The 12,330-nt window shown below is 70.5% G+C and carries 1 protein-coding gene; it reads left to right on the forward strand.

Going from position 1 to position 12,330, the window contains the following annotated elements:
• Window positions 1-150 precede the first annotated feature (150 nt).
• Window positions 151-12,279 (forward strand): polyketide synthase, encoded by a 12,129-nt coding sequence (locus K2W61_RS17975; RefSeq protein ID WP_236756235.1) that lies wholly within the window; start codon window positions 151-153, stop codon window positions 12,277-12,279.
• Window positions 12,280-12,330: the final 51 nt, after the last annotated feature.

A 12,330-nucleotide genomic window follows, 5' to 3' on the forward strand; every position in this document is an offset into this window, starting at 1 on the left:
TACGTACGTGTGAAGCGGCAGTGACGCGTCTGGAATTTTCAAATCATCTGTATAAGAATTCGTCGACGCGAGCATGCGGGCGACAAGCAACGCACGAGAAAAAAATGCTGTCGCCATGGTCGGAATTGTCTTTCAAAGGAAGAGCAGATCATGACGAGTTTCGTATCGCTTTTGGTTGGAGACGGCAGTGTTCTGGTTCGTTGCGGCGAACTGCTGATGGCGAAGGGGCACCGCATCAATGCAGTGATTTCCACCGATTTGACCGTGCGCGCGTGGGCCGCCAAGGCTGGCATTCCGCAATATGCGCGGGACGACGCGGTCAAGCCGGAATCGCGGCTGTCGGCCGACATTCTCTTTAGTATCGGCAACTACTCGGTGATCCCGGACGCGCTGCTGCAGCGCGTCGGGCGCATGAGCATCAACTACCACTATGGCCCGTTGCCGGAATACTCGGGCCTGCACGTGCCGGCCTGGGCGGTGTATGACCGCGCCACCGACTACGCCATTACCTGGCACCGCATCGGCGAGATCATCGACGGCGGCGGCATCCTCAAGCGCGTCGCGGTGCCGATCGAATCGACCGACACGGCGCTGTCGCTGGGCCTGAAGTGCGACGAGACCGCGATCCAGAGCTTTGGCGCGCTGGTCGACGAACTGGCCGCCGGCCGCGAGCAGGAGACGCCACAGGACCTGTCGCGGCGCCGCTATTTCTCGCGCCATTCGCAATTCTCGGCCGAAGGCCTGATCGACTGGCACCAGGACGCCGAGCAGATCGCCGCCATGGTGCGCGCCACCGACCATGGTCCCTTCAGCAGTCCGCTGGTGTGGCCCAAGGCCTTGATCGACGGCCGCGTGCTGGCCGTGCGCAAGGTCAGCATCGAGGCGCGCGCCGACGGCGCGACGCCGGGCGACGTGGTGGCGGCCGATGCGTTCGGCGCCGGCATCGCCACCGGCAACCGCGTGCTGCGGCTGGAGTCGCTGTGCACGCTGGAAGGCGAGGAGGTCGCCATCGCCGATCTGGTCAGCGCTGGCAGCCTGCGGGCGGGCGCGCGGCTGGTTTCGGTGGGCGAGCAGGCCCGGGCCCGGGTGACGGCGGCCGGGACCGCCGCATCGGGCGCGACGGCGTACTGGCGCGGCCAATGGAACGCATGGCAGCCGTACCGGCTGCCGTACGCACGGCCGGCCGTGGCCGAGACCAATACCGCGCCAATTGTCGGCAAGCTGCCCGCTGCGGGCGGCGCGGACCGTGAACAGGCTTTCCTGGCGCAGGCCGTGGGTGGCCTGTGCACATTTCTGGCGCGCGCCTCGGGCGCGGCCGATCTGCACGTGGCGGTAGCGGTGCCGCGCGGCGAAGTCGCAGCGGACTGCCGCGATGTGTTCTGCGCCTGGGCGCCGGTCCTGGCGCGGCTGGATGCGGCGGCGCCGCTGGCGGATAACCTGGCGGCGGTGGCCGCCGCCCTGGACGCGGCCCGCGGGCATGGCCTGATTCGCCGCGATCAGATCGGCCGCGACGCCACGCTCGCCGCGCGCCATGCGCGCGGCGAACTGACTCCGGATGTGCTGGTGTCGAGCCAGGTCCCGGCCGCGTTGGCCGCCGACGAGGACCGCCCGGCGCTGGAGTTCGTGCTGCTGGCCGGCGGTGAGGCGTTCGAATTGCATTTCAACCCGCGCAAGATCGCGCGCCGCACCGCCGCCCAACTGGCGGCGCAAGTGGCCGACTGGTGTCGCCGCCTGCCCACCTGCGCCGACCGCGCGCTGGGCACGGTCGAGGCGCTGTCGGCCAGCGAGCGGCAGGTGCTGGTGGAACAGTTCAACGCCACCGACGACGACGCCACGCTGGGCGCGGTGGTGCACGAACTGTTCGAGCAAGCCGCCGCCAGCAACGAGGGCAGGGTGGCGCTGCGCTGCGCCGATCAGGCCATGTCATATGGCGAACTGAACGCCAGCGCCAACCGGTTGGCCGGCGTGCTGCGTCGCAAAGGCATCGGGCGCGGGCAGTTGGTGGGCGTGTGCCTGGACCGATCCATCGATATGGTGGTGGCGCTGCTGGCGGTGCTGAAGTCGGGCGCGGCCTATGTGCCGATCGACATGGCATTTCCTGCGGATCGTATCCGCCAGATGCTGGAGGCGGCCCAGCCGGCGCTGCTGATCGCGCCGCCGGCGGCGCGCGATGGCAGCCTGAGCCCCTGGGCCGAGCGTTGCCTGGACCTGGGCGCGGCCCTGGCCCAGGCCGACGACGACAGCGCCAACCCGCCGCGCGCGGCGCGGGCCGATGACCTGGCCTATGTGATTTTCACGTCCGGTTCCACCGGCAAGCCCAAGGGGGTGGAGGTCACGCACGGCGCGCTCGGCAACTTCCTGCTGTCGATGCGGACCCAGCCGGGCTGCGAGGCCGGCGACAGCCTGCTCGCGGTCACCACCATCTCCTTCGATATCGCGGCGCTGGAACTGTTCCTGCCGCTGATCAGCGGCGCCAGCGTGGTGATTGCGCGGCAGCAGGAAAGCCTGGACGGCCAGACGCTGCTGGACCTGATGCGCCGCCATGCCGTGACCATGATGCAGGCCACGCCCACCACCTGGCAGTTGCTGCTGCAATCGGGCTGGCCGCGCGCCGTCGCGCTCAAGCGCCTGCTGTGCGGCGGCGAGCCCTTGCCGCGTGCCCTGGCCGACGAGCTGCTGGCGCGCGCCGAGTCGGTGTGGAACATGTACGGCCCGACCGAGACCACGGTCTGGTCGAGCGTCTGGCAAGTGCAGCCGGGCGAGGACATCGTCATCGGCCGGCCCATCGCCAATACGCAGCTGTACGTGCTGGATGCCAACCTGGCGCCGGTGCCGGCCGGCTTCGCTGGCGAGCTGTGCATCGGTGGCGCCGGCGTGGCGCGCGGCTACCACAAGGACGCGGCGCAGACCGCGGCGCAGTTCGGTCCCAACCCGTTCGGGTCGGGCGCGCTGTACCGCACCGGCGACCTGGCGTGCTTCAAGGAGCCGGGCAAGCTGGTTGTGCTGGGCCGCAATGACGGCCAGATCAAGCTGCGCGGCTTCCGCATCGAATTGGGCGAGGTCGAGGCCGCCGTGGCCAGCCACGAGGATATCGGCCGCGCCGTGGTGGTGGGCCGCAACGATCAACTGGTGGCCTATTGCCTGCGCAATACCGCGCCTGCCGGCGCAACCCAGGACCGGCGCGCCGAAGCCACCGCCGTGACCGAGTGGCGTGACGTCTGGGACCGCGCCTACGAGCCGGGCGGGGCCGATCCCACCTTCAACACCGCCGGCTGGCACAACAGCTACGATGGCCTGCCGTTCGCGGCGGACGAGATGCGCGACTGGCAGCAACGCACGGTCGAGCGCATCCTGGCCACCGGCCCGGAGCGTGTCTTCGAGATCGGCTCGGGCACCGGCCTGGTGCTGTTCGGCGTGGCGCCCAAGGTCAGTCAGTACCGGGCCATCGACGCCTCCAGCCAGGCGGTCGACCAGATCAACCGCCACCTTGGCGGCCTGCCGCAGGCCGCATGCGAACACCGCCTGGCCCATGACCTGCCGGAAGTGGCGCCGGGCAGCTACGATACGGTGGTCATCAACTCGGTGGCGCAGTATTTCCCCAGCGCGGACTATCTGCTGTCCGTGCTGGACTGGGCCACCCAGGCCGTGACCGACGGCCGCATTTTCATTGGCGACGTGCGCGACTTGGCGCTGCTGGAGGCGTTCCACGCCGACGTCGCCAATTTCCAAGGCCTGTGCAGCCTGTCGGCGGACGAACTGCGCCGGCGCGCGCAGCGCGGCCTGCGCTCGGAGCGCGAACTGGTGCTGGCGCCGGAGTTCTTCGCCAGCCTGCCGTCGGTATATCCGCGGATTTCGCGCGTCGAGATCCTGCTGCGCGATGGCGCCTACGTCAACGAGATGTCGCGTTTCCGCTTCGACGTCATCCTGCATCTTGGCGCGCCCGCCGCCGGCCGCGCCGAGGCGCAGGCCGCGAGTGCGCTCGACTGGCACCGCGACGGGCTCGACCTGGCGGCGCTGGCGCAGCGCCTGGCCAAGGGCGGCAAGCCGCTGGCCATCGCCAACATTCCCAACGGACGGCTGGCCGACGTGCAGCAGCGGGTCGGCCACGTACTCGACGCCAAGGCCACGGCCGGGCCGGGCCAGTGGATCGATCCACGCGACCTGGCGCAGGCCGCCGAGGCGGCCGGCTATCGCATGGCCATGCTGCCCAGCAGGGCGCGCGATATCTGGGCCTTCGACGCGGTGTTCTGGCCGGCCGGCGAACAGCCCGACCTGGCCTGGCAGGCGCCGCAGGCCGCCACGCGCGAGACCCTGGCGCAGTGGGCCAATCAGCCGGCAGCCGGGGCGCCGCCGCGGCCGGCGCTGCAACGCGTGCTGCGGCCCTGGCTGGAGGCGCGCCTGCCGGGCTACATGATCCCGGACTTCTTCGTCGAGCTGGACGAGTTCCCGCTGACGCCGAACGGCAAGATCGACCGCAAGGCGCTGCCCGAGCCCACCGAGGTGATGCTGGAGCCGGCGGTGCAGCCCACCAACGAACTGGAACAGCAGTTGCAGGCGGTCTGGGCCGAGGTGCTGGGACACGACCGCATCGGCATCCACGACAGCTTTTTCAAGATCGGCGGCAATTCGCTGCGGGTGGTGCGGGTGCAGGCCGAATTGCAGAAGCTGCTGGGCCGCAATGTATCGACCTCGACCCTGTACGAGCACTTCACCATCAAGGATCTGGCCGCGCACCTGGCCGGCAACAAGAAGGCGGCGCTCAATACGCCCAAGCGCCGCAATGCGCTGGCCGATGAGCCCATCGCCATTGTGTCGATGGCCTGCCGCCTGCCGGGCAATGTCAACACGCCCGAAGACCTGTGGAGCCTGCTCGAACGCGGCGGCGACGGTATCGTCGAAGTGCCCAAGGAACGCTGGGACGCGGCCGCCATCTATGACGCCGACCCGGACGCGCGCGGCAAGTCGTACTGCATGCGCGGCGGCTTCGTCACGCCCATCGACCTGTTCGACGCGCCGTTCTTCGGCATTTCGCCGCGCGAGGCGCGGGCGCTCGATCCGGCCCAGCGCATGATGCTGGAAGTCACGTCGGAGGCGATCGAGCACGCCGGCTATTCGATGGACCAGCTGCGCGGCAGCCAGACCGGCGTCTTCATCGGCATCGGCAAGGGCTACCACGAGTATGGCCTGGCGCTGGCTGGCGGCCTGGCCGACCTGGACGGCTACGTCGGCACCGGCTCGGCCGGCAGCACCATGTCGGGCCGGGTTTCGTATGTGCTGGGCCTGGAAGGGCCGAGCATGACGGTCGACACCGCCTGCTCGTCGTCGCTGGTGACCACGCACCTGGCCTGCAATGCGCTGCGCCAGGGCGAATGCGACCTGGCGGTGGCCGCGGGCGTGACGCTGATGCTGTCGCCCGACCTGCACGTGGAATTCAGCCGCCTGCGCGGCATGTCACCGGACGGGCGCTGCAAGTCGTTCTCGTCCAGCACCGACGGCACCGGTTGGAGCGAGGGCGCGGCGGTGGTGGTGCTCAAGCGCCTGTCGGACGCGCAACGCGACGGCGATCCGATTCTGGCGATCCTGCGCGGCACCGCCGTCAACCACGCCGGCCACAGCGCCAGCCTGACCACGCCCAGCGGCCCGGCGCAGCAGCGCGTGATCCGCCAGGCGCTGGCCATGTCGGGCCTGCAGCCGTCGGACATCGACTACCTGGAGGCGCACGGCACCGGCACCAAGCTGGGCGATCCGATCGAGGGCAATGGCCTGGCGGCGGTGTTCGGCGGCAGCCACACGGCCGAGCGGCCGCTGTGGGTCGGCTCGGTCAAGTCCAACCTGGGCCACACCCAGGCGGCGGCCGGCCTGGCCGGCGTGATGAAAGCGGTGCTGGCGATGCACCACGAGAAATTGCCCATCACCCTGCACGTGGTCGAGCCGACCCCGGCGGTGGACTGGGATGCCGCGCAGATGGCGCTGGTGCAGCAGGAGCAGCCATGGCCGGCGGGCGAGCGGCCGCGCCGCGCCGGCGTCAGCTCCTTCGGGATTGGCGGCACCAATGCCCACGTTGTTGTCGAAGAACCGCCCAAGCCGGTCGCGCCGGCCCGCGCCGCCAAGCCGGTGGCGCCGCCGGAATCGCTGCCCTTCGTGCTGTCGGCCTTCACCCTGCCGGCGCTGCGCGCGCAGGCCGACAAGCTGCACCTGCACATGGGCATGAACATCCAGGACCGCTTCCTGGACGTGGCCTATTCGCTGGCCACCACCCGCACGCATTTCCGCAAACGCCTGGTGGTGTTCGCCAAGGGCAAGTCGGACCTGCTGGATGCGCTGGCCTCGTATGCCCGCACCGGCGAAGTGCCGGCGGGCGCGGTCAGCATGGTCGATGAGCGCGAGCGCGAGTGCCGCCTGGCGCTGCTGTTTACCGGCCAGGGCAGCCAGTTGCCCGGCATGGGCAAGGGGCTGTACCAGTCCAACCCGGTGTTCCGCCAGGCGCTGGACGACATTGCGCAGCGCTTTACCGAGTTGGAGAAGCCGCTGCTGGATGTGATGTTCGCCGAGGCCGGCACGGCCGAGGCGGCCTTGCTCAACCGCACCGACTTCACCCAGCCGGCCTTGTTCGCGCTGGAGGTGGCATTGTGGCGCGTGTGGGAGAACTGGGGCGTGCAGCCGGAACTGCTGCTGGGCCACAGCATCGGCGAAATCGCCGCTGCCCACGCGGCGGGCGTGTTCGACCTGGACGACGCCTGCCGCCTGGTGGCCGCGCGCGGCCGCCTGATGCAGGCGCTGCCGGCCGGCGGTGGCATGGCATCGCTGGAGGCCAGCGCCGCCGAGGTCGAGGCTGCCCTGGCCACGCTCGGCCTGGCCGCGCAGGTCTCGCTGGCCGGCCTGAATGCGCCGCAACAGACGGTGGTGTCGGGCGACCTCGACAGCATCGACAAGGTGGTGGCGCACTTCAAGCAGCAACAGCGCAAGGCCAAGCGGCTGGAGGTGTCGCACGCCTTCCACTCGCATCTGCTGGAACCGATGTTGGGCGCCTTCCGCCAGGTGGCGCAATCGCTCAATTACGCCACGCCCAGGCTGGCGCTGGTCAGCAGCCTGACCGGCGAGCTGGCCAGGCGCGGCGAAATGGCCCAGCCCGAGTACTGGGTGCAGCAGGCGCGCCAGGCGGTGCGTTTCAACGCCGGCATGCGCACTCTGTACCAGCAGGGCATCAACGCCTTCCTGGAACTGGGGCCGCAGCCGGTGCTGTCGGGCATGGGCGCGGCCTGCCTGGCCGATGACGGTCCGGTCACCTGGGTGGCGTCGCTCAACCCGGCCAAGGACGAGACCCAGACCCTGCAGAAGGGCCTGGCCGAGCTGCATGTGCTGGGCGCGGCGGTGGACTGGCGCGGCTTCTTCGCGCCGTATGGCGGCGAGCGGGTCAAGCTGCCCACCTATGCCTTCCAGCGCGAGCGCTACTGGCTCGAACCGATGCCCACGCGCACCGTCGGCGCCGGCCTGAACGACGCCAACCACCAGTTGCTGGGCGGCGGCGTGCAGATCGCCGGCACCGACATGACGATGTTCACCACGGTGGTGGCGGCCGACGAGCCGGCCTGGGTGCAGGAGCACCAGGTGATGGACGCGGTGCTGATGCCGGGCACCGCCTTCTTCGAAGCCATGCGCGCCGCAGGCCGCCAGGTCAAGGGCCCGTGGGACCTGGCCGACGTGATCATCCTGGCGCCGATGGTGCTGACACCGGGGGTGCCGGTGCGCATGCAGATCACCGTGGGCGCGGAATCGGGCGGGGCCCGCACCGTGCACGTCTACAGTTCGCCGGAAGCGGACGAGGACGGCGAATGGCAACTGCATGCCGAAGGCAAGCTGGTGGCGGCGCAAGTCGCGCGCCAGGAGGCCGTCGAGCTGCCGCCGCCGGACGGCGATCCGATCGACGTGGCCGCGCTCTACCAGGACCTGCATGAACTCGGCTACGGCTATGGGCCGACGTTCCAGGGCATCAACGCCGCCTGGCACGTGGACGGCGATGTCTGGGCGCGGGTGGCGCTGCCGGAGGCGGCCGCCTCCTCGGCGATCCGCTACGGCCTGCATCCGGCGCTGCTGGATTCGTCGATGCATTCGTTGCTGCTGACGCAACGCCTGAAGGCGCAGGTGGGCGACGACGTGTTCGTGCCGTTCGAGGCCGAACGCCTGTCGGTCTGGAAGGACGGCCTGGCCGAAGTCTGGGTCAAGGTGGCGCAGTTCGAGATGGGCGAGGGCGAGTTCTGGGCTTCGCTCGACCTGTATGACGCCGACGGCGAGCATGTGGGCCGATTGCAGCGCCTGCACGCGCGCCGCATCGACCGCGCCGCGCTGCGGCGCCTGGCGCAGGCCGGCATCGACCGCTTCCTGTTCCGCACGCAATGGCAGCCGGTCGAAGCGCCCGAAGCCGTGTTCGGCGGCACCTGGGGCCTGCTGGGCGGCAGCGGCACGCCGTGGGCCGACGAGGTGCGCTCGCGTCTGATGCAGGCTGGCGCGCAGGTGGTCGACATCGCCCAGTTGAACGAGGCCGAGGCCTGCGATGGCGTGATCCAGCTGTGGGCCGGCGACGCCCAGGTGATCGAGCCGTCGCACCGCCAGGCCGCCAGCGCGTTGTTGCAGGTGCAGGAACTGGCGCTGGCCGGCTTCGCCAAGCCGGTCATCTGGGTGACGCGCGGCGCCGTCGGCACCAGCAGCGACGATCCGGTGTCCGACCTGGGCGCCAGTCCGTTGTGGGGCCTGCTGCGCACCGCGCGCAACGAGCATCCGGAACTGGCCCTGCGCATCGTCGATCTGGGCGAGACCGCGGCCGACCTGGACACGCTGGCATCGGCGCTGGCGCTGGCTGACGAGCCCGAATGCGCGCTGCGCGGCGGCAAGGTCCTGGCGCCACGCCTGAAGAAGGCGCCGGCGAACGCCGGACTGGCGCTGCCGGCCGAAGGCAACTGGCGCCTGGAAATCGCCACCAAGGGCCGCCTGGACCAGCCGCTGTCGGTCAAGACGCTGGTGGATGAGCCTTTGGCGGCGGGCGAGATCCGCGCCGCGGTCAAGGCCACCGGCGTGAACTTCCTGGACGTGCTGAACGCCCTGGGCATGGTGGAAATTCCCGCGCTGGGCCTGGAGTTCGCCGGCGTGGTCACCGAAGTCGGCAGCGCCGTCAAGCACCTCAAGCCGGGCGATCCGGTGCTGGGGCTGGCGCGCGGCGCCTTCGGCTCGTCCATCGTGGTGGATGCGCGCCAGGTGGTGGCCAAGCCGGACAACCTCAGCTTCGAGGAGGCCGCCACCATTCCCATGACCTTCCTGACGGCGTGGTACGGCCTGCACGTGCTGGGCAACATGCAGCCCGGCGAGCGCGTGCTGGTGCATGCGGCGGCCGGCGGCGTCGGCATGGCGGCGGTGCAACTGGCGCGGCTGCACGGCGCCGAGGTCTACGGCACCGCCAGCGAACCGAAGTGGCCGGCGCTGCGCAAGCTGGGGCTGGCCGATGACCACATCGGCACCTCGCGCAGCCTGGACTTCGTCCAGACCTTCGCCGAGACGGCGCCGGGCCGCAGCTTCGACATTGTGCTCAACTCCCTGGCGCGCGAGTTCATCGACGCCAGCTTCGCCATGCTCAAGCCGGGCGGACGCTTTCTGGAGATGGGCAAGATCGACCTGCGCGACCCGGCCTGGGTCGAGGCCAACCATCCGGGGGTGACCTACCGCGTCTACAACCTGCCCGAGGCCGGCGTCGAGCGCATCCAGGAGATGCTGACCGCGATCGCCGCGCTGTTCGCCGAGGGCAAGCTCAAGCCGCTGCCGCTGCGCACCTTCCCGCTCGACAATGCTTCGGACGCGCTGCGCTTCATCGCGCAGGCGCGCCACGTCGGCAAGGTGGTGCTGGTGCCGACGCAGCGCCGCGGCATGGTCGATCCGGACGGCGCGGTGCTGGTCACCGGCGGCCTGGGCGGCCTGGGCCGCTACGTATCGAAGTGGCTGGTGCAGAACCATCAGGTGCGCGACCTGGTGCTGACCTCGCGCAGCGGCATGCGCTCGCCGGATGCCGAGGCCTTTGTGGCCGAGCTGGCCGAACTGGGCGCCCGCGCCACGGTGATGGCGTGCGACGCGGCCGACGCCGATGGCCTGCAACGGGTCATGGCCGAGTTCGGTGAGGACCGGCCGCTGCGCGGCGTGGTGCACGCCGCCGGGGTGCTGGACGACGGCATGCTGGCCGGCCTGACGCCGGAGCGCTTGGACACCGTGTTCGCGCCCAAGGTCGACGGCGCCTGGCACTTGCACCGCCTGACGCAGGACCTGCCGCTGGACTTCTTCGTGCTGTTCTCGTCGATCTCCGGCGTGACCGGCGCGCCGGGCCAGGGTAACTACGCCGCCGCCAACACCTTCCTGGACGCGCTGGCGCACCACCGCCGCGCCAAGGGCCTGGCGGCGACCTCGGTGGCCTGGGGCGCGTGGGACGGGCAGGGCATGGCCGCGCGCCTGAGCGATGCCGACAAGACGCGCTTCAGCCGCCAGGGCATGGAGGCGCTGGGTCCGACCGAGGCGCTCGACCTGTTCGAGGCCGCCGTCATGGGCGATGCGCCCATGGCCGTGGCCGCCGCGCTCGACCTGGGCCGCCTGCAGCGCACGCTGGAGGACAACAACGGCGGCAGCGCGCCGGCGCTGTACCGCGAGCTGTTCAGCCGCGCGGCGGGGGCGCGTGGCGCGGGCGGCGGCGGGGGCGGCGGCGCCGGCCTGCGCAAGCTGCTGGTGGAGACCGCGGTCGAGCAGCGCGAGGCCGCGGTGCTGGATGCGGTGCGCGCCGAGGTGGCCAAGGCGCTGGAGTTCGCCTCGCCGGAGGATGTGGACGTCAGCCTGCCGCTGCAGGACATCGGCATCGACTCGCTCACCGCCGTGCTGCTGCGCAATCAGCTCTCGGACATGACCGGTCTGGCGCTGCCCGCCAAGATCGCCTTTGACCATCCCAACCTGCGGGCGCTGAGCCAGTTCCTGCTGGAGAAGCTGACCGAGGCGGGACTGGAAAGCCAGGAAGCCCCGGCCGAGACCGCCGCGGCGCCCCGGGAGGCGGCCGGCGGCCGCCGCCTGGACGACCGCGTGGCGCGGCGCGGCTACCTGGAGCCGGAATTGCAGTTCGATAACGTGGTGACGCTGGAAGCGGAGCCGGAAGCCGTCTTCGTCACCGGCTCCACCGGCTTTGTCGGCGCCTTCCTGCTGCACGAACTGCTGCGCGCCAACGTCATCGCCTACTGCCTGGTGCGGGCCGACGATGCCGAGAAGGCCATGGCGCGGCAGGTGGAGATTCTGCAGAAGTACGATCTCTGGCAGCCGGAATACGCGGCCCTGCTCAATCCGGTGGTGGGCGACCTGACCCAGCCGCTGTTCGGCCTGTCCGAGCACGAGTTCGATCAGTTGGCGAATCAGGTGGACGCCATCTGCCACTCGGGCGCGCTGGTCGATTGGATGCTGCCGCTGGACAACTATCTGGCGCCCAACGTGGTCGGCACGCACGAGGTGCTGCGGCTGGCCTCGCGCGGGCGCGGCAAGACGGTGCACTTCGTCTCGACCGCCGCCACGCTGCCGCGCTACCTGGGCTACGAGGTGTCCAAGGACGAACGCGAATACGGCTACCTCAGCTCCAAGTACATGGCCGAACAGATGGTGGCGGCGGCGCGCTGGCGCGGGGCCAAGGCCTCGATCTACCGCCTCCCGTTCGTCGGCGCCAGTTCCACCACGGGCCATTTCCGGCTCGATCGCGGCGACTTCCTGCACAACCTGATCTCGGGCTGCATCGCCATGGGCAGCTTCCCGCTGCTGGGGTCGGACATCGGCGGCGTGCTGCCGGTGGACTACCTGGCCGGGGTCATCGCCCAGGTCATGACCCGCGACCAGGCCCGCATCGGCCAGGACTACGACTTCGCCAACCCGCAGGCGCCTGGCTTCAACAGCCTGGTGCAGCACATCCGCGGCGCGGGCGCGCAGGTCGGCAGCGTGCCGTTCGAGCAGTGGAAGGACGATGCGCTGGCGTATGCGCAGGCCAACCCCAAGAGCGCCATCGCGCGCATCGCGGCGGTGCTGGACGGCCTGGGCGTGCAGAGCGACCTGGAGCAGATGTTCGACGGTTTCCCGGTGGGCCGGCAGGTGTTCGGCGGCGAGGTCTATCCCTGCCCGCCGGTCGATGCCAGGCATGTCCAGCCCTACGTGGACCGGATCCTGGCCGCGATGCCCGCCGTCCGGCAGGCGCAGGAGTTGGCGCCGGTATCGCAGCCGGCTTGAGCCAGTTCGACCCGTCGCCGGGGCGGCGCCAGCCAGGCGCCGCCCGCCGGG

The sequence above is a fragment of the Achromobacter pulmonis genome, assembly GCF_021733725.1.
In the GTDB taxonomy this organism is placed as follows: Bacteria; Pseudomonadota; Gammaproteobacteria; order Burkholderiales; family Burkholderiaceae_B; genus Achromobacter; species Achromobacter pulmonis.